Origin of the sequence: Phyllobacterium sp. OV277 (assembly GCF_900104355.1) — a bacterium.
In the GTDB taxonomy this organism is placed as follows: Bacteria; Pseudomonadota; Alphaproteobacteria; order Rhizobiales; family Rhizobiaceae; genus Phyllobacterium.
On record NZ_FNIY01000001.1, the window covers coordinates 967,543 to 990,270 of the forward strand.

General features: G+C 55.3%; 18 protein-coding genes. 4 read left to right on the plus strand and 14 right to left on the minus strand.

Annotated features, from left to right (window positions below; all coding sequences use genetic code 11):
- Window positions 1–5 precede the first annotated feature (5 nt).
- On the minus strand, window positions 6–518 hold the full coding sequence (locus BLU05_RS04755) for a GNAT family N-acetyltransferase (RefSeq protein WP_091878030.1): 513 nt from the start codon (window positions 516–518) through the stop codon (window positions 6–8).
- 28 nt (window positions 519–546) lie between these two features.
- Between BLU05_RS04755 and BLU05_RS25870 the strand changes: the two genes are divergently transcribed.
- Window positions 547–828: a hypothetical protein gene (locus tag BLU05_RS25870; protein WP_139210396.1), complete on the plus strand. Its 282-nt coding sequence runs from the start codon at window positions 547–549 to the stop codon at window positions 826–828.
- A 1-nt stretch (window position 829) separates the two neighbouring features.
- Window positions 830–1,807 (plus strand): glutathione S-transferase family protein, encoded by a 978-nt coding sequence (locus BLU05_RS04760; protein ID WP_091878031.1) that lies wholly within the window; start codon window positions 830–832, stop codon window positions 1,805–1,807.
- A 1-nt stretch (window position 1,808) separates the two neighbouring features.
- Here the strand turns inward: BLU05_RS04760 and BLU05_RS04765 are convergent, their stop codons facing one another.
- On the minus strand, window positions 1,809–2,264 hold the full coding sequence (locus BLU05_RS04765; RefSeq protein ID WP_091878522.1) for an NUDIX domain-containing protein: 456 nt from the start codon (window positions 2,262–2,264) through the stop codon (window positions 1,809–1,811).
- Window positions 2,265–2,363: 99 nt separating this feature from the next.
- On the opposite strand from BLU05_RS04765, the gene BLU05_RS04770 reads away from it, so the two are divergent.
- Window positions 2,364–3,287: a metallophosphoesterase family protein gene (locus BLU05_RS04770; RefSeq protein ID WP_091878032.1), complete on the plus strand. Its 924-nt coding sequence runs from the start codon at window positions 2,364–2,366 to the stop codon at window positions 3,285–3,287.
- 3 nt (window positions 3,288–3,290) lie between these two features.
- On the opposite strand, the gene BLU05_RS04775 is transcribed toward BLU05_RS04770, so the two are convergent.
- From BLU05_RS04775 to putA, 8 genes are all read right to left on the minus strand, one after another.
- Window positions 3,291–3,920, minus strand: a complete 630-nt coding sequence (locus BLU05_RS04775; protein WP_091878033.1) for a hypothetical protein — start codon at window positions 3,918–3,920, stop codon at window positions 3,291–3,293.
- Window positions 3,921–3,995: 75 nt separating this feature from the next.
- Window positions 3,996–4,760 carry an alpha/beta fold hydrolase gene (locus BLU05_RS04780; RefSeq protein ID WP_091878034.1) on the minus strand — a complete coding sequence of 255 codons (765 nt, stop codon included), beginning with the start codon at window positions 4,758–4,760 and terminating at the stop codon, window positions 3,996–3,998.
- Between the two features lie 57 nt (window positions 4,761–4,817).
- A complete protein-coding gene (leuA, locus tag BLU05_RS04785; RefSeq protein WP_091878035.1) occupies window positions 4,818–6,518 on the minus strand; it encodes a 2-isopropylmalate synthase in 1,701 nt (566 codons plus the stop codon).
- A gap of 299 nt (window positions 6,519–6,817) precedes the next feature.
- Complete coding sequence (locus tag BLU05_RS04790) at window positions 6,818–7,765, minus strand: alpha/beta hydrolase (RefSeq protein WP_244518147.1); 948 nt, start codon at window positions 7,763–7,765, stop codon at window positions 6,818–6,820.
- Between the two features lie 307 nt (window positions 7,766–8,072).
- Window positions 8,073–8,981, minus strand: a complete 909-nt coding sequence (locus BLU05_RS04795) for a cation diffusion facilitator family transporter (RefSeq protein WP_091878036.1) — start codon at window positions 8,979–8,981, stop codon at window positions 8,073–8,075.
- Window positions 8,981–11,164, minus strand: a complete 2,184-nt coding sequence (locus BLU05_RS04800) for an anthranilate synthase (RefSeq protein ID WP_175540531.1) — start codon at window positions 11,162–11,164, stop codon at window positions 8,981–8,983. Before BLU05_RS04800 ends, BLU05_RS04795 begins: the two co-directional genes overlap by 1 nt.
- A gap of 239 nt (window positions 11,165–11,403) precedes the next feature.
- Window positions 11,404–13,083, minus strand: coding sequence for a formate--tetrahydrofolate ligase (locus BLU05_RS04805; RefSeq protein WP_091878038.1), 1,680 nt, complete (start codon window positions 13,081–13,083; stop codon window positions 11,404–11,406).
- Between the two features lie 109 nt (window positions 13,084–13,192).
- Entirely contained in the window at window positions 13,193–16,285 is a 3,093-nt protein-coding gene (gene putA, locus BLU05_RS04810; protein WP_091878039.1) for a bifunctional proline dehydrogenase/L-glutamate gamma-semialdehyde dehydrogenase PutA, read from the minus strand.
- 110 nt (window positions 16,286–16,395) lie between these two features.
- On the opposite strand from putA, the gene BLU05_RS04815 reads away from it, so the two are divergent.
- A complete protein-coding gene (locus BLU05_RS04815) occupies window positions 16,396–16,857 on the plus strand; it encodes an Lrp/AsnC ligand binding domain-containing protein (RefSeq protein WP_091878040.1) in 462 nt (153 codons plus the stop codon).
- Between the two features lie 373 nt (window positions 16,858–17,230).
- Here BLU05_RS04815 and BLU05_RS04820 read toward each other — a convergent pair whose 3' ends face one another.
- From BLU05_RS04820 to BLU05_RS04835, 4 genes are read right to left on the minus strand one after another with little or no spacing between them, the layout of a single operon-like run.
- Window positions 17,231–18,355 carry a DUF2333 family protein gene (locus BLU05_RS04820; protein WP_091878041.1) on the minus strand — a complete coding sequence of 375 codons (1,125 nt, stop codon included), beginning with the start codon at window positions 18,353–18,355 and terminating at the stop codon, window positions 17,231–17,233.
- A gap of 12 nt (window positions 18,356–18,367) precedes the next feature.
- The gene (locus BLU05_RS04825) at window positions 18,368–19,654 is read right to left on the minus strand and encodes a DUF6638 family protein (RefSeq protein WP_091878042.1); all 1,287 of its coding nucleotides are present in this window, start codon (window positions 19,652–19,654) and stop codon (window positions 18,368–18,370) included.
- Window positions 19,654–21,564, minus strand: a complete 1,911-nt coding sequence (locus BLU05_RS04830) for an ATP-binding protein (protein WP_091878043.1) — start codon at window positions 21,562–21,564, stop codon at window positions 19,654–19,656. The genes BLU05_RS04825 and BLU05_RS04830 overlap by 1 nt, the downstream gene beginning before the upstream one ends.
- A gap of 12 nt (window positions 21,565–21,576) precedes the next feature.
- On the minus strand, window positions 21,577–22,728 hold the full coding sequence (locus tag BLU05_RS04835; protein WP_091878044.1) for a hypothetical protein: 1,152 nt from the start codon (window positions 22,726–22,728) through the stop codon (window positions 21,577–21,579).

Below are 22,728 nucleotides of genomic sequence, written 5' to 3' on the forward strand. Positions count from 1 at the left end.
CGGGCTTAGCGACCACCCGAATCCGCGTGTCTTACCCGGCCCTGAACATCTTTCAGCACACGAGGCTCAAGTTCGCAGGCGAGAAAGCGGGATGGTTCGACTGGTGCTGGCATTTCAATCTGATGCCCGACAATCTGCCGGAAGCCGAAAGGCGCATAATAAGGCTCGTCACCAACCAGAATAATCAGCTTGTGCCCGGCAAGACGCGCCGTCTCGATAGATTTGCGCATAAGCGCCGCGCCGATACCCTGCTTCTTCCAGGCGGGCCGAACCGCAAGCGGACCGAGCAGCATGGCTGGTGTGGTGCCGATCAGGATGGGCGTCAACCGTACGGACCCGACAACATAAGCGCCATTCATCGCAACAAAGGAGAGATTACGGTCATGCGGACCACCTTCGCGGATGCGATAGGCAGCACGGGTAAAACGGCCGGGGCCAAAAGCCTCTTTGTTGATGTCTTCAATGTCAGCATCGTGCACCGGTTCTTCCGGCGCGTAGGTCACGACATGGGTCAGCATGCTGGGTATCTTTATAAAGGAGTAGACAATGGCCTTTTGGCCAACACAGGAATATCCGCCGCGCTTTTCAGCGCCGGTACTGGTTTCATCGTCGGATGAAGAGGAATCCTGTCACAAAATGTCTCCTTTTTCCCCGCGTAGCATCTCAGCAACGCTGCGTAAACCGAATTTCTCGGGGCAAGCGCAAAAAGTGACGCTCTGTTCACTCTTGCAAAGCTGGTTTGAACGACATTTATGTCCAAGTATAGGCTATCAGCAACAAACACGATTATCATTGCCCGTGCGCAGCATTGCGGGCCAAGGAGTATGAAATGGGTCTTCTCGTTGACGGCAAATGGCATGACCAGTGGTACGACACCAAAGACAGCGGTGGGCGTTTCATCCGCTCAGAATCGCAGTTCCGCAATTGGGTGACGGTAGACGGCTCCGCTGGACCGACGGGCAAAGCCGGGTTCAAGGCTGAAGCTGGGCGCTATCATCTCTATGTTTCCTACGCCTGCCCATGGGCGCATCGCACCCTGATTTTCCGGGCCCTGAAAAAGCTGCAGGATGTCATTTCCGTATCCGTTGTCGATCATTTCATGGGAGCCGATGGCTGGACCTTCAATGCCGTCGATGGTGCCACTCCTGATCATCTCTTTGGTTTCAAACGGCTCCACGAAGTCTATACGCGCGCTGATCCGGCTTATTCTGGCCGCGTAACGGTGCCTGTGCTGTGGGACAAACAACAGAAAACCATCGTTTCAAACGAGTCTGCGGAAATCATCCGCATGCTGAACTCGGCATTCGATGCTTTTGGCGATGCCTCGCTGGATTTTTACCCGCAAGCCCAGCGCACCGAGATCGATGCCGTCAATGCACTGGTTTATCCCAACATCAACAATGGCGTGTACCGCGCGGGCTTTGCCACCACGCAGGAAGCCTATGAAGAAGCCTTTGACCAGTTGTTTGCAACACTGGATCAATTGGAAGAGCGTCTTGCCACACAACGCTATCTCACTGGTAATCAGGAGACCGAGGCCGATTGGCGCCTGTTCACCACCTTGCTGCGTTTTGATCCTGTGTATGTCGGGCATTTCAAATGCAATCGCCAGCGCATTGCCGACTATCCGAACCTGTCCAACTATACACGCGACCTTTATCAGGTGCCCGGCGTGGCCGAGACGGTGAACATGCTGCATATTAAGGCGCATTATTACGGCAGCCACAAAACCATCAACCCAACAGGTATTATCCCCAAGGGACCGACGCTGGATTTTACCGCTCCACATGACCGGGACCGCTTCTGATCTACCAGGTCAGCGGCACCTCGGCACCCTCTAGAATTTCAGCGAGCCGACGCCGGGTGGAAGCAGTCGTACCTTCAGGCAGGGCATCGAGCCTGAAGAACCCCGCTTCGGCGATTTCGCGATCCGGCAGGCGCGGTGCAGTCTGCCGGAATGAGCGGCAAATATAGAGCGCGACGTGATCGCGCTTTGAAGCATGGGCATTGTGATAGATGGCAAAGAGCTGCGGCCTGCCCGTCAGCTCGATATTGCCCTCTTCCATCAGTTCCTTTGCAAGTGTCTGTTCAACCGTATGGCCAGTTTCCACGCCGCCGCCCGGAAACTGCCAGCCCGGCACATAAGTATGCCTGACGAGGAAGACCGATTGCGTTGCTTCGTCAAGGATAACGCCTCGCGCACCCAGCGTCATGGGACGTCGCAGAAGAAAATAGGTGTGAAACAGGCGATATCGCCACTTCACGCTTTTGTCAGCCATTTCGTCAGTCCTAATGGGAACCTTGCAGCAATGCGACGGTTCTAACACTGGATTCCTACGCTATACTCTCTTAAAGCTGAAATAATGTTCCGCCTTGCACACATCTCCGACATTCATCTATCGCCTTTGCCAGCGCTAAGCCTGCGCGAGCTAATTTCCAAGCGCATCACGGGTTACGTCAACTGGCGCTCTAACCGCAAAGGCTCGATGACTGGCGGGACGCTCGAAACATTGGTTGCTGATTTGAAGGCACAGTCACCTGATCATCTGGCAGTGACCGGCGATCTCGTCAACCTTGCCCTTGATGAGGAACTGGAAACGGCGGAGCGCTGGTTGAAAACACTCGGCAATCCCCACAATGTTTCGGTTGTGCCGGGTAATCACGACGCCTATGTGCCGGGCGCATTGAAGAAAACGCGGCGCTATTGGGCGCCATGGATGCTGGGGGACCGCGAAGTGGCCGAGCACCGCCCGGTCGAATTTCCTTACCTAAGGGTTCGCGGCGATGTGGCGCTGATTGGCGTATCCTCGGCACGGGCAACCGCCCCGTTCATGGCAACAGGCGATTTACGCGACCGACAGGCACGGCGTCTCGGCGAAATCCTTGACGAAACCGGCAAGCGCGGGCTTTTCCGGGTGATTATGATCCATCATCCGCCCGTGCGCGGCGCAGCGCCAGCGCATAAGCGGCTGCTTGGCATCGGGTTGTTTCAGCGGACCGTACAACAGCATGGCGCGGAACTCGTCCTGCATGGCCACACCCATCTGGCAACACGCTATGAAATCAATGGGCCCGACTGGAAAATCCCTGTTGTTTGCGTACCATCCGCCAGCCAGAGCTTTGGGGCGCACAAGCCACCGGCACGCTTCAATATTTTCGCAATCGAAAAGACGAATTCCGGCTGGTCGTGCCGCATGACCGAGCGCGGCATCGTCAACGCCGAAATGACTATCGAGACGATAGCAGAGCATGATCTGAACGTGGGCGCGGTTTCCGCAAACGCCTAAGTCTCAGAAATAGGGCGAGAGACGGTCCCAGAAAAAGGCAAGCAAAGCGCCTGCGCCCGCAAGCGCACCGATCAACAGCCAGATCACCGCATTGACGAAATCATTCACCATGGAACGATGCTGCCGTACCTGAACAACGGGCGTTACCACTGCTTGTGGAGTCGTTTCAATTTGTTTGGCTGGCTCGGGTTCAGCAGCTCCGTCACGCAGACTGATGCGCTCGCCTTCCATCATGCGCTGACGCTCGACAATCCGCTCGGCGATGTAATTGGTGACCGCATCCGAGATGGGTTTTACCTCGGTCGCTTCAGCCACAACGATCCGGCCAAGCCGGGTGTCCCGGACGAAACGATAGGTGCGGCGATCCCGCCCCATCATCACATGAGAGGTTGCATCGATCCACAAACGCGGCTGCAAACCGGTGGAAATGGCAAAATCCCATTGTTCGTCATCAGCAGGCACTTCATCGAAAACCGGCTTCAAATCTTCTGCCAGAATCTCGATGCGGGCGCGGTCCGCTTCCTTCATGTCGATGACAACGTCACCGCGATCGGCAGCCGCTACCTGAGCCCCGCGAATGGCATCGCCGAGCCTTCGTCCGTTATCAGGGATCTTGTCTGGCATCTCACTCATGGGCGCTTCCAGCAGGGAGGGTTAAGGCATCATTAACAATATGCCCGTGCCATTGCACCAGAAACTTGTCCGAATTCAGCCAGTGCCCACAGTTGCGAGAATCAGGCTGCTGACTTCATCAGGAATTTCCTCGATCAGCATATGCCCCGCCCCGTCAAACCGGTGTAGGGCGAAGCTGGATGGCAGCCCTTCCGATTGATAGAGAGGCAGAACATTGTCGAGCCGTCCCCATGCAAGAGTGACAGGCATCGTGAACGCTTCAAGAAACTCACGGGGAATTGTCCCTTGCAGCCCGTCCTTCATCATCCGGGCGAGAATGGCATCGAGCCGTTCGATCTGCCCTGGTTTCGCGCGCAGGTTTATATCGCGCCTTATCATGTCTTCGGGCACTGGATGACGCCAACCGAACATGCCTTCGAGCGCCATCTTCAGGTCATCATATTCGCACGCAGCCGCATAATGCTGAAGCAACCGGCCATTGATATCAGGACCAAAACCACCGGGCGCAAGCAATGTCAGCGATGAGACTTTCTCCGGCGCAAAAGCTGCGATCAAGACCGCCGTTGCGCCGCCCATTGAATGGCCGACCAGATGCACCTTCTGAATAGTCCGCCTGCCAATATCGTCAATCACCGCCTGCGCGAAATGACGTGCAGTCACAGCATCGGGATAATCAAGCGATGCTCCGTGACCGGGCAAATCAAAAGCAATGGTTGTGTGCTTTTCGGAGATTGTGGTCTGTACAGAATGCCAACTGGCAGCCGTTCCCCCAAAACCATGCAAGAAAACAACAAGCACACCCGCTTTCTCACCCATCTCGATTGCGCCCAGCTGGTGCATACATATCTCCCGACAAGAAAAAGGCCGCTTCACAGCGGCCTCTTATATCTGCCCGGCTTACTTGCCGATGATGCGATTGGCCGCCGAAACAATGCCCTCAAGCGAGGCGGCAACAATGCTCTTATTGATACCCGCACCGAAAATCTTGCCGTTCGGATGCTCGATTTCCATGTAGCTGATAGCCGCTGCATCGGAACCATGCTGGAGCGAATGCTCCGAATAATTGACGACTGAGAGCCTGAAACCGAGATAGTGCGACAGGGCATCAATGAAGCCATCAACAGGACCGGTGCCCCTGCCCTCGATCCGCTTGGTCTCGCCACGATCGGTAATTTCAGCGGAGAGAATGCGCAGACCCTTGTGTTCCGTATCCGGGTAGGTGTGATGATCCACAAACTTCAACCGTGCATCCGGCTGATCGACATAGACCTCGATGAACCGCTCATAGATCTTCTTGGACGGCATTTCCTTGCCTTCCTCATCGGTGATCTGCTGAATGTCCTCGCGGAACTCAACCTGCATGCCGCGCGGCAGGTTCAAGCCGTAATCGGCCTGAAGAATATAGGCGATGCCGCCCTTGCCTGACTGCGAATTGATACGGATGATCGCCTCATAGCTGCGTCCGACATCCTGCGGATCAATCGGCAAATACGGCACTTCCCACAGGGTCTTGTTGGCCTGTTTGATCGCCTTCATGCCCTTGTTGATCGCGTCCTGATGCGAGCCGGAGAAAGCCGTATAGACCAACTCGCCCACGTAAGGGTGGCGTTCCGGGATAACCAACTGATTGGAATACTCGTACACTTCCTTCATCCGGTTGATGTCGGAACAATCAATTTCCGGATCGACACCTTGCGTGAACATGTTCAACGCCAAGGTCACGATATCGACATTGCCCGTGCGCTCACCGTTGCCGAACAGGGTGCCTTCAACGCGATCAGCACCGGCCATCAGGCCGAGTTCTGTCGTGGCAATACCTGTGCCGCGATCATTGTGCGGATGCAATGAAATGATCAGATTCTCGCGATTATCAAGCTGACGGCACATCCATTCTATACGGTCTGCATAAACGTTCGGCGTCGACATCTCGACCGTTGAGGGCAGATTGATGATCAGCTTGTTATCAGCGGTCGGTTTGACGATCTCGGTAACCGCGTTGCAAATCTCCAGCGCGACTTCCAGTTCCGTGCCGGTAAAACTCTCCGGCGAATATTGGAAGCGGAAACCGCCACCTGCCTTGGCAGCCATATCGGTGATCATCTTCGCCGCATCAGTGGCGATGGTCTTGATACCACCGACATCCTTGTTGAAGACAACCCGGCGCTGCAATTCGCTGGTCGAATTGTAGAAATGGACAATCGGCTGGGTCGCGCCTTGCAATGATTCGAAAGTGCGCGTGATCAGTTCAGGACGGCACTGCACCAACACCTGCAGGGATACATCATCGGCAACATTGCCTTGCTCGATGCACCAGCGGGCAAAATCAAAATCCGTCTGCGACGCCGATGGAAAGCCGATCTCGATTTCCTTGAAACCCATATCGAGCAACAGGGCGAACATCCGCACCTTGCGGTCATGGCCCATCGGGTCGATCAAGGCCTGATTGCCATCACGCAAATCGACGGAGCACCAGATCGGCGCTTTCTCGATTCGCTTGGACGGCCACTGGCGGTCTTTCAGATCAACGATTGGATAAGGTTCGTACTTTTTATGGGCGTCGGGCATACCCACAATGCGGGGAGTGGTCATATCGGTCATTTGCTTCTCGTTTCCGGCCGTCTGCGCAACTCTGGCGCACGTGCAGCACTTTTTTCAAGCGTTGGAATGGTCTTGTAAAGGGGTAAGGAGCAAAAAGCCTGGCGGCACTTTCGACCGCCGGACGCTCCTCTCAACGAGCCCGGCGATCGCCGATAAGGTCGAGAAGTAGCGGAAGGAGATAGGCGCGGCTGGTCAAACCCGCAAAAGCGGACTTGGCAAAAGACGACTGATGTGTCTGGCGCGTTTTCATGGGCCAGACAATTAAACGACTGTCTGGCCGGATGCAAGGGGCTGTTTTGTTAGTTCTTCTTCAGTTGAGCCGTTGTCCCCGAAAGCCACTCGCTGACGACCTTCACGTCATCACTGCCAAGACCGTGATCTGATTTGATCGACCGTGCTTCAACGAGAGCACCATGCGAGCGCAGCAAAGTCTCCAGCGCCGGAGCAAATGGAGCATAGGTCTGGTCGGAAACACCTGATACCGTGAGAACCCGCGCACCGGCGAGATTGGCATCGGTGTTCTCGGTCAGCACAGGCATGGAGCGCAAAAGCACCGCCTGCTTGACCATATCAGGGTAGAGCATCATCACAGCTCCAACGAGATTGGCTCCGTTGGAATAGCCGAGATATGTCGTGCGCTTCAGATCAATCTTGTACTTGTCCGTTGCCTGTTTCAAAAACCCGGCAAAGGCCTTTGCTTCGACGTGAATATCCTTCTGGTCAAAACTGACAGGTGTCAGGCGACGATACCAGCGGCTGGTCCCGTCCTGAACGATGCGGCCACGAACAGCGAGCAACAGGGCGTTTGGCGCAATCTTTGTGGCCAGCGAGACAAGGCTCGTTTCATCCTGCCCCGAACCGTGCAGAAGAACCATCGTATCGCCATTCGGGTCTTCTGGACGGTAAATGCGATATTTGAATGCGAGATCGTCACGCAGCGTATTTTCGCCTTGTGGAAGAATTTCGCCTTTGACTGCCTTTTTCAAAATGCCTGCACTGCCCGTTGTTGCAACAATATTGATCGGCTTCGCCTTCTCGGGCGCCGCCATCGCAGCCTGCGGCTTCTGCGCACAGACGTCAGTGTTATTTTTACCCATGGCACCAAATGGATCAACCGTATTTGACAGGTCCTGCGCCTTGGCCGCGACGGGCTTGTCGCAATCAATGATGCTCCGCGCGCTTGCCGGATAAACAGCTGCGATCAAAGAAAGTCCTGTTATTGCTGCATAAATATACGGTTTACCCATAAGTTAATCCTGACAGTTAAAGGTTAACTAACTTTGTAAACAGCCGCGGTTGTCCGCTCGGCGCTGCCATGCGTTCTTGGCGCTCATTTCCTTTGGGAATTGATGCTTGCCGCCAAATTTCCTGTCCCCTGACCCCACGCCCCCGGCGTTGCATCATCAATGGAGAATTGCATTGCTGCGCGACCATGTCGTTCAGCAGCTCCCCTATGTCAACATAATTGTAACGAAATCATGACGAGATGAAACATTGCGTGACAAATGTTGCAGCCGCGCATCGATTTCCCCAAATTTTAGTGATGGACTAGTCTCAAGCAAAAGGAACAGCAGCCGTGCCGATCGGTAGTTTTGCCTCATCTTCCGGCTCGACATGGATGACGACACTTGAGTCGGGAATCTGAGCCATCAGCGCATTTTCCATCCGGTCGCAAATAACATGCGCATCACCAACGCTCATGCTGGCGTGAACAACCAGATGAAACTCGATAAAGGTCACACGGCCCGCAATCCGGGTCTTGAGGTCATGCACTTCAAGCGCACCATCTGCATTCGCCGAGATAATGTCACGGATGCGCATGGTTTCTTCGGTCGGCACACCGACATCCATCAGACCCTGCACCGATGATCCGATCACGTTCCAGCCCTGCCAGAGAATGTTAAGGGCAACGATGACGGCAAGCAGGGGATCAAGGATTGTCCAGCCTGTTATGACAGCACCGACAAGGCCGATGAAGACGCCGATAGACGTGACTACATCCGTCATGATGTGTTTGCCGTCTGCGAGCAGCGCCGGTGATTTATATTTGCGTCCCCGGCTGATCAGCAATGTGGCCCAGAAGGCATTAACGAGAGAAGCTGCACCGTTGATAGCCAGACCCAGCCATGGCTGATCCAGAACCCTCGGCGCTTCCCAGGCAGACCAGACTTCCCGCAGGATCAAAAGCGCTGCCACAACGATCAGCACGCCCTCGAGCACCGCCGAAAAATACTCGGCCTTGTGGTGCCCGAAAGGGTGATTCTGGTCGGCTGGCTTATGACTGACACGAATAGCCCACCACGCGGCGAGCGCCGCCACCACATTCACAATCGATTCCAGCGCATCCGAATAGAGCGCGACGGAACCCGTGACGTGATAGGCGGCATATTTCAATGCCAGCACACCGATGCCGATAAAAATCGACCAGAATGCCAGTCGCTGGACGATTTTCTCACCTTCCATCAGGCAGCTCGTTCCTTGGCTTTGCGCGGCAGATGCGCCACGACATTCTCGATCATGCGCATACCCGCATTGTGTCCGAGGGTCATAATCGATTCCGGATGGAATTGCACCGCCGCAATCGGTTCACTCTTGTGCTCGAACGCCATGATGACACCGTCTTCCGTTTCTGCCGTCACGATAAACTCATCCGGCAACCGGACCGGATCGGCAAAAATCGAATGATAACGGCCAACCGTGACTTCCTTCGGCAGGCCGGAAAAAATCTTGCCCTGCTTTGTAATGCGGATACGTGACGGTTTTCCATGCATGGGAACATGCAACTGCCGGAGTGACCCGCCGTAAGCTTCCGCGAGGGCCTGCAAACCGAGACAGACGCCAAAAATCGGCAGATCGCGCTTACGTGCTTTCTTGATTGTCGCCTTGCAGTCGAAATCCTCTGGCGTACCGGGCCCCGGCGAAAGCACGACCAGATCAGGCTTCAATCGATCAAAGACTTCCTCAGGCACAGGCGTGCGAACCGTTGTCACAGTAGCACCGGTCTGGCGGAAATAATTGGCCAGCGTATGCACGAACGAATCCTCATGATCGACAAGCAGGATCGACAGTCCCTCGCCGACCCGGGCAACCGCCCGTTCTTCCGGCAGGACATTGCTCTTGTGCGCATCACGCACCGCCGCAATCATCGCGGAAGCCTTGAGTTCGGTCTCTGCCTCTTCCTCTTCGGGAATAGAATCGAACAGCAGCGTTGCACCGGCGCGAACCTGCGCTATACCATCCTTGATACGGATGGTGCGCAGTGTCAGACCTGTATTCATATCGCCATTGAAATTGACCATGCCAATAGCGCCGCCGTACCACGCACGCGGACTACGCTCGTTCTCTTCAATAAAGCGCATGGCCCAGAGTTTTGGCGCGCCAGTCACCGTCACAGCCCATGCATGGGAGAGGAAACCGTCAAAGGCGTCCATATCCTCGCGCAGACGGCCTTCAATGTGGTCGACCGTATGAATGAGGCGCGAATACATTTCGATCTGGCGACGGCCAATCACGCGCACCGAGCCCGGCTCGCACACGCGGCTCTTATCGTTACGATCGACGTCCGAGCACATGGTCAGCTCGGACTCATCCTTCTTCGAGTTAAGCAGTTTGATGATCTGCTCGGAGTCGGCGATGGCATCCTCACCGCGCTTGATGGTGCCTGATATCGGGCATGTCTCAATACGGCGGCCAACCACGCGCACGAACATTTCAGGCGACGCGCCGACCAGATATTCATTGTCGCCAAGATTGATGTAGAACGAATAGGGCGACGGGTTGATGGCTTTCAGACGACGCGAGATGACCGAGGGCTTGGTCTCGCAGCGCTCATAAAATGTCTGGCCCGGCACCACTTCAAAGAGATCGCCGCGCTTGAAGCTTTCCTTGGCCTTCTTCACCAGTTCCGCATAAACACCGGGATTGTGATCACCGCGTCCGGGAATCTTGTCCGTCGGCTTGAACGCCTTGGCTTCCGTCTCACGCGACAGGCCTTCGGTGGAAGCACCTTCAAACGCATATTCATAGCGGTCGAGCCATGCCTTGGCCGCGTGGTGGTCAACAACAAGAATTTCATCCGGGAGATAGAGCACTATATCGCGCTGATCATCCGGCCGCTTCAGCTTGTACTGGATCGGATCGAACTGGAATGCGAGGTCATAACCAAACGCGCCATAAAGACCCAGATTGGCGTCCTCTTCCGTGAAGAACAGGGCGACGATGCCGCGCAACACTGTAAATACGGAGGGAATACGCGAGCGCTCTTCTTCGGTGAACGGGCGGCTTGGCAAGGCAATTTCGAGTTCGAGCTTGGTTGCGCTCACGGAGCTGACCGAAACTTCGGCAAGCGTTAAAACCGTCTTGTGGATCGGCTTCAGCAACACTTCGCCGCGCTTATTCAACGCCTCGATGGTCATGTGCCGACCATTGGAGGTGATGGCAACCGGTGGATCGATGATGGCGGTATCCCAGCGCGTATAACGGCCCGGATACTCGTAGTTGGAGGAGAAAACCGCGCCGCGTCGTTCATCCAGTGCATCGACATAGCTGTCGATGGCGCTGGCATAGGCCGTCGCAATACGTGACCGGGAAATCGTAACACCACCTGCGGTGTCGAATATTTCCACATCGCCCTCAATTCTATGCATCATCATTTCCACTCCGTTGCATTTGGCCTTGGGGGTTTTGCAGGCGGTCAAACAAAAAGGCCGCCCGGAAAACCCGTTGCGGCCCTGATCCCTTTACGTGCGTGCAAAAGGCTTGTGTGGCCGCTTTCAGCGAGCCCACCACCAACCATTTGAAATAATAACGCACGTGTTCATGGCGGTGATTGTTAGCGTCACGCGGCGGCGCTTGCAACAGCAAAAATCGCGGCCGCGAAAATCGTTCAGAACAGCCCTTCGATCAAACCCTCATCGTTGAGGTGAATGCGCTCGGCCGACGGTGACTTCGGCAGGCCCGGCATGGTCATGATCTCACCGCAGATCGCAACGACGAAACCAGCACCCGCCGACAGTCTGACCTCGCGCACATGCACCACATGATTGACAGGTGCGCCGCGCAAATGCGGATCGGTCGAGAACGAATATTGCGTTTTCGCCATGCAGACAGGCAGATGGCCATAGCCCGCCGCTTCCCACTGCCGAAGCTGCTCACGCACGCTGGCATCAGCATCGGCTTCGGCACCGCGATAGATTCGCTTGACGACCGTTTCTATCTTGTCGAACAGCGAGAGTTCATCCTCGTAAAGCGGTGAAAATTGCGCCGAACCGCTTTCGGCCAGAGACACCACCTTATGCGCCAATTCTTCAATACCGGCTGATCCCTGCGCCCAGTGCTTGCATAAAATGGCTTCCGCACCGTGGGCTGCCACGAAATTCCTGATCGTTTCGATCTCGGCATCTGTATCGGCACTGAAATGATTGATCGCGACGACAACGGGTACACCGAACTGCCGAACATTTTCCATATGGCGACCAAGATTGGCGCAACCAGCCTTTACAGCCGCTGTGTTCTCAAGACCGAGATCATCCTTGGCGACACCGCCATGCATTTTCATCGCGCGAACGGTGGCAACGATAACGGCAGCAGCCGGTTTCAACCCAGCCTTGCGGCATTTGATATTGAAGAATTTTTCCGCTCCAAGGTCTGCACCAAAGCCCGCTTCCGTCACCACATAATCCGCAAGCTTGAGCGCAGTGGTGGTAGCGACAACAGAATTACAGCCATGGGCAATATTGGCGAAGGGTCCACCGTGAACAAAGGCAGGGTTGTTTTCCAGCGTCTGCACCAGATTGGGCTGCATGGCATCTTTCAGGAGAACCGCCATCGCCTTGTCGGCTTTGAGGTCCCGCGCGTAGACGGCGGTTTTGTCGAAACGATAACCGATAATGATATTACCCAGCCGCTGCTCCAGATCGTGCAGATCGGTCGCAAGACAAAGGATCGCCATTACTTCCGAAGCCACGGTGATGTCAAAACCAGACTCGCGCGGAAAACCATTGGCCACGCCGCCAAGTGACGAGGCAATGTCGCGCAGCGCGCGGTCATTCATGTCCATCACCCGCCGCCATGTTACACGGCGCGTATCGAGGTTGAGTTCATTGCCCCAATAGACGTGGTTATCGATCATGGCCGCGAGCAGATTGTGGGCCGAGGTGATGGCGTGAAAATCGCCGGTAAAATGCAGGTTGATGTCTTCCATCGGAATAACCTGCGCGTAGCCGCCACCCGCAGCGCCGCCCTTGATGCCAAAACAGGGACCGAGCGAAGCCTCGCGAATACAGACAATCGCCTTCTTGCCGATGCGGTTAAGACCATCCCCAAGCCCCACCGTGGTTGTCGTCTTGCCTTCGCCTGCAGGTGTCGGGCTGACAGCCGTCACCAGGATGAGCTTGCCGTTCTTGGCATCCTGCTTCGAACGAATGAACTCTGCCGAGAGCTTTGCCTTGTCGTGGCCATAGGGAACGAGGTGTTGGGGATCAATGCCGATCTTCGCGCCAATCTCGAAAACCGGCTTTTTGTTTGCGGCGCGGGCGATCTCAATATCTGATTTGATGGCGGCCATCGGCATTGCTCCCTGTTTTGAATACGCCAAATAGCATCGCAGAAACGAAATGGGGATAGTGAGCAGCTCACTATCCCCAATTGCACGTTTATTTTTGCGGTTTTGCCGCTTATTCACCCATGGCGATGAGGCTGGCATTACCACCGGCAGCAGCTGTGTTGACCGACACCACCTGTTCCAGCGCAAAACGCGAGAGGTAAGACGGTCCGCCGGCTTTGGGGCCTGTGCCTGAAAGGCCCGAACCGCCAAACGGCTGTGTCCCGACAACCGCACCAATCGTGTTGCGGTTGACGTAGACATTGCCCGTATCGAGCCGGTCGATAACTTTGGCCACCGTCGCTTCAATCCGCGTATGCAGACCGAACGTCAGGCCGTAACCTGTTGAGGCAATCTGATCGAGTACCTTGTCGAGATCCTTGGCCTTCCAGCGCACCACGTGCAGAACCGGACCAAACACTTCCTTTTCCAGCGCTTCCGCATGGTTGAGCTCAACAATATGCGGCGCGAAGAACAGGCCCTCATCCGGCGCAGCACCGGCATAGCGCACCTTCTGGCTCTTACGCATCGCGGTGATATGCGCCGAGAGCATATCGCGCTGCGCCTGATCGATGATCGGGCCAACATCAGTGGATGCCAATGACGGATCGCCAAGGGTCAACTCGCGTGCCGCACCCTCGATCATCTCAAGCATATTGTCGGCGATATCTTCCTGCAGATAGAGGATACGCAGCGCCGAGCAACGCTGACCAGCCGAACGGAAGGCTGACATGACGACATCATCGGCAACCTGTTCCGACAAGGCGGTTGCATCGACGATCATGCCATTGAGACCACCGGTTTCAGCAATCAGCGGAACGATCGGGCCTTTCTTTGCCGCAAGAGTCCGGTTGATAGCCCAAGCCGTATCGGTCGAGCCGGTAAAGGCAACGCCCGCAATATCCGCATGGGATGTAAGCGCCGCACCGACAGAGCCGTCACCCGGAACATAGAGCAGGGCATCCTTTGGAACACCCGCTTCATGCAGAATCCGGATTGCCTCATAGGCGATGAGCGGTGTCTGTTCGGCCGGCTTGGCCACCACAGTATTTCCGGCGGCAAGCGCTGCTGTCACTTGTCCCAGGAAAATCGCCAGCGGGAAATTCCATGGGCTGATGCAGACAAATGCCCCGCGTCCACGATGACGCAGTTTGTTGTCTTCACCTGTTGGTCCGGGCATGACCTTGTCAGCGGCAAACTGGCGGCGCGCTTCGGCCGCATAGTAGCGGCAGAAATCCACAGCTTCGCGGATTTCGGCAATGCCGTCATCCAGTGTCTTGCCCGCTTCACGGGAAAGAAGGTCCATCAGCAGGTTACGATTGCTTTCCAGAAGGTCAGCTGCTTTTTCAAGCGCCTTGGCGCGGGTTTCAACCGGGACGCGCGACCATGCGGTAAAACCCTTCTTGGCAAAAACAACAGCTTTTGCGGCTTCATCGGCTGTAGCAAAAACAACTGTACCGACAGTGGAACCATTGACCGGAGAAATCACATTCTGGGCTTTGCCTGACACTTTCACGCCATCGATCAGCGGCACAGCATTAACAGTGCGGGATGCCTTGGCAATTCCACTCAAGAGTCCCGCCAGTTCCTTGCGGTCACCAAGTTCCACGCCAGCCGAATTGGCGCGCTTGCCGTAGATTTTGGCAGGCAACGGGATGTGCGGATGGCGATAACCCTTGCCATCATTGAGCTTTTCCGCCGGGCGCACCAGCAAGTCAGCAATCGGCACATTGCTGTCGCCAACCACTGAAACGAAAGACGAATTGGCACCGTTTTCGAGAAGGCGGCGCACGAGATAGGCCAGAAGATCGCGATAACCACCGACAGGCGCATAGATGCGGCAGGCGATTTTCTCATCCTTTTCCGTAATCTGTTTGTAGAGGCTCTCGCCCATGCCATGCAGGCGCTGGAATTCAAAACCCGTTTTGTCGTCACCGGCCATTTCCAATATCATCGCAACGGTGAGCGCGTTATGCGTGGCAAATTGCGGGAATATGCGTGGGCGTGCATCGAGCATTCGTTTGGCGCAGGCCATGTAAGATGCATCGGTTGCAGGCTTGCGGGTAAAGACTGGATAATCCGGCAGGCCACGTTCCTGCGTGCGTTTTACTTCCGTATCCCAGTAAGCGCCCTTGACCAGCCGCACCATCATCTTGCGGTTATGGCGCGCGGCCAGCCGGTCGATATGCTCGATCACGTCAAGCGCTCGTTTCTGATAAGACTGAATGGCAAGACCAAAACCGTCCCAGCCATCAAGCGACGGATCGGCAAAAACCCGGTCGATCACATCCAGCGACAGCTCCAGACGATCCGCTTCTTCGGCATCAACCGTGAAGTTGAGATCATAGGATTTGGCTTTCTGCGCCAGCGCCAGAAGATCAGGCACCAGTTCAGCCATAACCTGATCATGATGGGTGGCGAGATAACGCGGGTGCAGAGCCGACAGCTTGACCGAAATGCCCATACGATCCGGCAGCTTCTTGTTGCCCGTGGCGCGGCCAATCGCATCGATAGCATCGGAATAGGACTTGAAGTACCCACGCGCATCCTTGCGCGTGCGGGCGCCCTCGCCCAGCATATCGAAGGAATGGCGATAACCCTTGGCTTCGTTCGACGCGGCGCGCTTCAACGCATCCTTAATGGTTTCACCAAGAACAAAGTGATGCCCGAGATAACGCATGGCCTGCTTGGTGGCCGTGCGCACTGTGGGAAGGCCGATGCGCTTGACCAGTGAGGAAATTACGCCTTCCGGGGTCTCACCGGGCTTGATTACTTTGGCGGAAAGGCCCAACGCCCAGGCGGATGCCGATACAAACCATGTATCGCCGCTTGGCTCGTGTTCCGACCATTTACCTTGCTTGAGCTTGTCCTCAATCAGCTTGTCCTGCGTTGCCGCATCCGGCACACGCAACAGCGCTTCGGCAAGCACCATCAGCGCCAGACCTTCGCGGGTGGAAAGCCCGTATTCACGCAGGAAATCCTCGACGCCGCCGATACCACTGGCTTCCTTGCGAATCGTGGCGATATATTTGCTGGCGCGCGCATCAATACGGCGGTTGACCTCTTCCGGAAGCGCGATGGTTTGCAGCAAAGATGCAACCAATTGCTGATCATCGACAGCATATGGCGCAGTAAAATCGTTTGAAGACGGCAATGGTCTGGTCATCAGGCTTCCCCTTATTGATTTTTCCCATATAATCTATTCCACTTGGTTCTTCTCACCAATGAAAGCTGACAAATCAGCGTAAAAAACTAAAAATACGGGGTGTTTTAGAGATGAAAAATTTGGACAGCCTTGACCGGCGCATTTTGCGCGAGCTGCAGAAGGACGGACGGCTCTCCAACACCGAATTATCCGAGCGTATCAGCCTTTCCCAAACGGCGACGACCGAACGGGTCAAGCGCCTGACAAGGGATGGCTATGTTCTTGGCTACACCGCCAGACTGTCGCCGAAAAAGCTCGACCGCGCAATGCTGGTCTTTGTCGAAATCAAGCTCGACCGCACCACGCCGGATGTTTTCGCCACCTTTGCGGCAGCGACACGGCGCAACCCCGATGTTCTGGAATGTCATATGGTCGCCGGTGGATTTGACTATCTCATCAAGGCACGCGTAGCAGACATGGAACACTACCGCCGGTTTCTCTCCGACGCCCTGCTCTCACTGCCGGGTGTTCGCGAAACACACACCTATGCGGTGATGGAAGAAGTTAAGGAAACAACACACCTTCCGGTCTGAACAAGACGCAAGCCACAAGGCGTGCCGCCAGCGATCCACAACCGGACACGTATCCTGATACAACTTCCCGTTCGTTGCAGAACCGGCTCATACACATCATCAATGGAAGAGTTAAGAGCTATAGCAGCGACACCGGGCCAGCGGTGTATCGGAGAAGATCGGCTACTCCGACTGCGGCAACAGCCTTGCTGTTAACCTTGGAGGTGTCGCGATGCGATTTTTTAAATTGCTGAGCATCACCCTGGAAATGAAAAAGATCCGGAGTCACTGGCAATTGACCATCCGGATCCATTTCAGATAACCAGGAAAGAGGGCGGGCGAAAGCTCGCCCTTACTCCGAGACAAACTATAGCATTTTATCCAATCAAGTCCACTATTGTTGCAGCACCTGCTTGATATCGATCAGGTTGGAACGCACACGCAGAATATAAAAACCCATGGTTGTCAAATGGTTGGGCAACAACCAACCGCCCTCGCTGCCATTGGCGATAATCCACGGCCGGATGTTGAGCGCTGAACGCAACTGTCCGTCCATGCCATCCCACAGCGGTGTCAGATGCTTTTCCTGCAGGACCTGCTTGAAATCAACCTGCGCCGCATTCATCAGGCCGTAATAGGCATAAAGCTGGCCATAAGCGAACCAGAACCGGTCATCGGCACGGGTATCGAACCAGCCATAATTGTTGTTCTCGGAGCGATCCTTCAAGATAGCCGAAGTTGCACCGATATCATTGGCGATACGGTCAATGAACTGGATGAGATTGTCGGCACGCGCGTCAAACACGGCATTGCAGGTTTCAAGCTTCGAATTGAAAGTTCTGAGGTCCTTGACTGCCGAACGGTAATAGCTGGGTGTCGGTGTCTTGGGTCCAAACGGACTAAGACCGAAATACCAGGAATCCTCGGTAAACTGCAGATTGCCACGTGCCTTCTGCAGATCGCCGTCAATCTGCGATGTCCCGCGGACACGGCCAAGCGTGTCGACAAGTTCAACTGCGGTACGCCGGACGGCGGAATTAATACCACGCTGGAAGGCGGCCTTGTTATCGAGGAATGGCGTATCATCCCACGACATGCCGAAGAAACCCATCTTGAACAGCAGCATGGACGATATCCAGGCATTCTGGTTCACGTTGAAGTCGGTAAGATCAGCCGTCACCTCGACAACAGCAGACCGGGCGCAGGTCTTGGGTGCCGTTTCAGCCGCTTGAGCGGGCACCGGTTCACCCGCCGCCACTTCGCGCTTTTCAAAATTATAGGCCGCGACGTAATCCGGGTTAAAATTGGTCCAGACCTGAGTGACCCAGAAGAAATAGCCATACAGCCCTATCCAGAGGATCACCAATGCGCCAACAACTGTCTTCAATATCCAGCCGCGCTGCGTGTACCAGCTTCCCAGCCACATGAACGGCCATAGGACGATACCGACCGCATAACCGATGCCGCGTCCGATCAGGTAAAAAATCCGGCTGAAGAAATTAATCACGGGGTCGAGCATTGTGCATCCTTGTTAGGAGGTGAGACCGTAGAGCCGTTTGCGCAGCCCTTCCTTGTCCTTCAAATAGGTTGTTTTGAGTATATCGACAACGTGTTCCTGATAGGTGGGGCTCCATTTGGTGTAATCGGCATAGAACCCCTGCTTGTTGAAGACATAGCGCGAGAGAAAATCCCACGGCACAAAATCGCTGATCAACTGATTGACCAGCCAGGCATCGGAGTGGCGCGGCAATGCCCGCACAACCAGAAAGCGGCGCGCCGGATCAATCTCGGACAGATTGATTTGTCCGGTCTGGGCGATTTCGCGTTTGACCGCATTCAGGAAAGGCCATGTCCCGTCATGATTGATCAGGCTCGCATTGGCGTGAATCCACGTCTGCAACCAGATGCGGTCGATGCCAGTCAGATTGCGCTCTGGCTCAAGTGTCTGGATGAGATGGCGAATGATCATCTCGCCGCGGTTTTCCAGATAGCCTGACTGTTCGACCCACGAGCCACGCGGCAATTCGATACGGCCCGTCGAGGATAGAAACTGGAAGACCTGATCGGCGTCCTTGATGGAGATGTAATTCACCTGCCAGGGGCGTGAGCGCCGAAAGCCCGGCGCAGCTGGATCGCCGATGACCGTGGTCGTATTGTCATCGACAAAGATGTAGATGCCGCCGAAATGGCTGGTCCAGAAGGCCTTGTGGCGAAAGATTACCTTGTCAGGCACCAGCGAATTCTCGCGGATATCACCGGTAACCTTGGCAAGCTCCACCATACGGTTCAGAACATCATTATCGCGCCATGTGTTCGGTTCATTCTGTAGCCGGTCCACCAGCAGGCGCAATTCAGCCGCCTGCCCCATGACATTCTCAGCCGAAAGCACGCGGAATTCGACCTGATTGATCGACAGCAGATCTTCAATATCATTGACAACAGAGACGCTATCTTCGATCTCGCCATAGATCACATCCTTGATCGTCAAGGCATTGATCGCTCGCGCATTGCTGTTGAAGAATTCGTACATCAACTGCGATGTATTGGAGAACTGCGTGTGGACCACCGGCAAGGTGGCCTGGTCAGGCGTGAGAATGATAAATCGCCTGTTAACGCCATTGGGATCAAGATAAGACGCATCTTTCAGCTCGGTGGCAATCTCTGGGGAGAAACCGGTCCGATCGATCTCGAAGGTCTTCAGGTTCGTTGCCTTGAACCCGAACGCCGTCAGCGCGCGGTTGTAGCGCTCGATCAAATGCGGCTGATCAACAGTCAGAAGACGCCCGTAAATCAGCTCGTTTTCGTAGAGAAGGTCCATCAGGCGTCCCACTGCCCCTTGGCTTTCAAGTCTTCCACTTGCTTGATTGCCCGTTCGCGCAGACGCGCATCGCGGACAATCTTCTCAACAGCGGCATCGTCTGACTTATCGGCATAGCGGAATTCCGAATCCGCATAGCGGTTGGTTTCCTGCAGCACCATTTCCATCGTGAAAGGCTTGCGCAACTCTTCGACCATCGCCTTCTTCTCATCATAAGGCTTATGCATGAAGCTTTCGGGTTTTTCGAACCATTCATCCGGCAGCTCTATATCCATCGCCCGCATCTTGATGGCATCCGTGACGTTCTTGATGGCGCGGCCGGTAAAACGAGGCTCGCGCTCCTTGATCATGTGCAGATAGGTACCGATATCAGCGAGTGTTTCCGGCTCACCATTTTCGGCAATGAAGCGCTCATAGACAAGCTTCAACCCATCTTCCTGCGGCTTCGACAATTGATCATAGGCGGTTTCAACGGCCCGCTCGATCTGCTGATCCTCGAACAGCTTGTGCTCGCCAAGCGGAATCTTGTGGTTCTTGCCTGCGAGCAATGCGAAAATATCGATATAATCGTTGCGCGTCTGCGGGCCATCAACCAGCCAGCGGGCACCGGCGCGCTGGCGCAGCGCGTCATCGACATTTTCAGGATAGTTGGAAAACATGCCGAAAGAACAATTGCCGCGCACCACGGTCGAGGCCCCGGCAAAGGCTTCCATCAGCACGCCGGTGATTTCCTGCTGTCCGGCGGAGGCTCGGTCGTCGGATCGCCGCGCTGCTACCTGATCAATATCATCGATGGTGCCGAAGCCGATGATGCGCGGATTGAGCACGTTATTGACGAACTGACGGCAGTTCTGTCCGGATTTGCCCTGATAGGATGAAATCTGGTCGACACCGAAATTCTCATAGTGGAAGGCATAGCCTGCCACCTGACAATAATCATTGACGAGACCGGCAATCATCTGGATCAGCGTCGTCTTGCCAGTGCCCGGCGCGCCATCGCCAATGAAGGTGAACAGAAACCCGCCCAGTTCCACAAAAGGATTGAGCTGCCGGTCAAAATCATAGGCCATCAGCATTTTGGACAGCTTCAGGGCCTGATATTTGGCAATGTGGTTGCCGACGACTTCTTCGGGTTTGCGGAAGGTCATAACAAGCGGCGCGCGTTTCTTGCCCGGCGCTACATCAAAACCATCAAGCGTGAAATCATCGCTGTCGAGCCGCAGATGTGTGTCTTCGAAACTGCCCAAGCCATCAAAACGGCCCTTGCGTTGCAGCAGCCCTTCGATGGCCGCAGCGGCATAGGCTTTTGCCCGTGCCAGCATGGTCTGTTCGTCGGCAGCCCCGGCAATCGCCCGATCAAGTCCGCCAATGACGGATTTCAGCGCATCCTGCGCCGTATCGAAATTAAACTCCGGTGCTTTGATATCATTGGTGGCCTGCGTATCCGCTTCGATCAATTGTGACAGATAGGCGGCAAGCGCAAAGGCCGATACATAGGCGGCGGCCGACAGCAGCTTCTTGAAATGCGCAGCCTCTTCCCCTTGCAGCGGGGCGGAGGCATTGCGTGCCATCAGGTTCTCGAGGTCGCTCTGACGTGCGAAAACATCGGCCACCGCAAGCGCAACAGCAACGCCGCGGCGGGCGCGAAAGAGCAGTGTGTGCTGGGCAATGGACAGCATCTGATCATCCGGGCGCACGGCCTGAATTGTCTTGGTCAGATCCACTTCGCGCGTGGAACGCAAACCTCCGGTTGAAACCGTCGACACGAACCGGCGCCCCGTGCCGGCAATTTCTGTCCCGGATTTGGCATCGCCTGTTTCAAGCACGACAAAGCGTGTCACCATGGCCTGCGCCACCGGCAGATGCTTGGTGATGTCCTTCTCGTCAATGGTGGTCAAACCGACATCCATGATCGTACTCCCCTAAATGTCGCTGATGACCTGCCCATTGGACAGGATATGGGTTTTGAACCCGCTGAAAATACGGGTCGCCTCACCCGAAGCATAAAGCGCCTGATAGGCTTCATGCGGCACAAGCGCGTGCTGCTCATAGCTGCTGACACCCTGCCGCGCCGCTTCGAGATCATCCGTATTGATATAGAATTCCTCACGTGAAGGCTCCGAGGACCAGAGGCCACGCTTTCCCGGCCGCTCAGCCTTGGAGAAAACTTCCTGCATGGTCCAGGTCAGAAGCCAGGCATCTTCAGGCTTGCGCACGCGTTCAAGCACGTCCGCCACCTTCTGATTATGCTCGGTGATACCAGTTGTGTAGAACGGGCCGAGCACCACACGCCGCAATTGCTTGGGGTGAAGTTCAGGAAAATCAGTATCGAGACTTGTCGCGATGGTTATTGGCGACAGTGAATAGGCCGAATTCTTGGCGGCGAAATCATCAAAACGGCGCGCCAGCTCCGGATTGAGCAACCCGCCAACCGGCAATGGAATCCTGACCTTTGGATTGAGCTTGCCATCCTCGCCAACGAGGGTCTTCACGAGATCATCAGACGAGTCCTCGATGATTGCCATATAAATCAGCGGCAGGTTGGACGCGCCGTCAAACGCCCCCCAATGCACCACGTAGAGCGGTCGCATGGTTTTTGGATTGACCGAAACACGAATGGTAACCGGGAGGATGAAGGGAGAAAACACCTCGCCCTGCTCAACGGTTTCCAGATAAATCCGCTCAGCCATGGATTTTTGCAGGTCACGCGGGAATTCACGATGCCGCAGAATGAAATCCGCCATCTCGCTGCGCAAAGCCGTCGCAGGCGGAATGGCAGCAAGCCGGGCTTTCGTGTCCTTCTTGTCGTTTTCCAGTTCCAGCACGTTCTGGAAAACCGGAAAACCGCTTTCCGCACGCGAAATCTGAAACCGGTCGGTGAAGCCGATCCGGTTCCGCCAGCATTCAAAGGAGGCCTCCAGCCGCCGCAGATATTCCGATACGGTCTGTGCAACGAGATCGTGCTTATAGAGCGGCGACTGCTGGTTATTCAGAAATATATCCAGCCCGTCCAGTGCAGCACGTATCGCACCGAAATAGCGTTCGGCGGCTGTCAGGTCAGCATTCTCGGTCAT

What these genes read in the sequence shown, in the direction of transcription:
- BLU05_RS04755 (WP_091878030.1), bottom strand. Translation starts at nt 518, where the DNA reads ATGCTGACCCATGTCGTGACCTACGCGCCGGAAGAACCGGTGCACGAT.
- BLU05_RS25870 (WP_139210396.1), top strand. Translation starts at nt 547, where the DNA reads ATGGCCTTTTGGCCAACACAGGAATATCCGCCGCGCTTTTCAGCGCCG.
- BLU05_RS04760 (WP_091878031.1), top strand. Translation starts at nt 830, where the DNA reads ATGGGTCTTCTCGTTGACGGCAAATGGCATGACCAGTGGTACGACACC.
- BLU05_RS04770 (WP_091878032.1), top strand. Translation starts at nt 2,364, where the DNA reads ATGTTCCGCCTTGCACACATCTCCGACATTCATCTATCGCCTTTGCCA.
- BLU05_RS04775 (WP_091878033.1), bottom strand. Translation starts at nt 3,920, where the DNA reads ATGAGTGAGATGCCAGACAAGATCCCTGATAACGGACGAAGGCTCGGC.
- BLU05_RS04780 (WP_091878034.1), bottom strand. Translation starts at nt 4,760, where the DNA reads ATGCACCAGCTGGGCGCAATCGAGATGGGTGAGAAAGCGGGTGTGCTT.
- leuA (WP_091878035.1), bottom strand. Translation starts at nt 6,518, where the DNA reads ATGACCGATATGACCACTCCCCGCATTGTGGGTATGCCCGACGCCCAT.
- BLU05_RS04790 (WP_244518147.1), bottom strand. Translation starts at nt 7,765, where the DNA reads ATGGGTAAACCGTATATTTATGCAGCAATAACAGGACTTTCTTTGATC.
- BLU05_RS04795 (WP_091878036.1), bottom strand. Translation starts at nt 8,981, where the DNA reads ATGGAAGGTGAGAAAATCGTCCAGCGACTGGCATTCTGGTCGATTTTT.
- BLU05_RS04800 (WP_175540531.1), bottom strand. Translation starts at nt 11,164, where the DNA reads ATGCATAGAATTGAGGGCGATGTGGAAATATTCGACACCGCAGGTGGT.
- BLU05_RS04805 (WP_091878038.1), bottom strand. Translation starts at nt 13,083, where the DNA reads ATGGCCGCCATCAAATCAGATATTGAGATCGCCCGCGCCGCAAACAAA.
- putA (WP_091878039.1), bottom strand. Translation starts at nt 16,285, where the DNA reads ATGACCAGACCATTGCCGTCTTCAAACGATTTTACTGCGCCATATGCT.
- BLU05_RS04815 (WP_091878040.1), top strand. Translation starts at nt 16,396, where the DNA reads ATGAAAAATTTGGACAGCCTTGACCGGCGCATTTTGCGCGAGCTGCAG.
- BLU05_RS04820 (WP_091878041.1), bottom strand. Translation starts at nt 18,355, where the DNA reads ATGCTCGACCCCGTGATTAATTTCTTCAGCCGGATTTTTTACCTGATC.
- BLU05_RS04825 (WP_091878042.1), bottom strand. Translation starts at nt 19,654, where the DNA reads ATGGACCTTCTCTACGAAAACGAGCTGATTTACGGGCGTCTTCTGACT.
- BLU05_RS04830 (WP_091878043.1), bottom strand. Translation starts at nt 21,564, where the DNA reads ATGGATGTCGGTTTGACCACCATTGACGAGAAGGACATCACCAAGCAT.
- BLU05_RS04835 (WP_091878044.1), bottom strand. Translation starts at nt 22,728, where the DNA reads ATGACCGAGAATGCTGACCTGACAGCCGCCGAACGCTATTTCGGTGCG.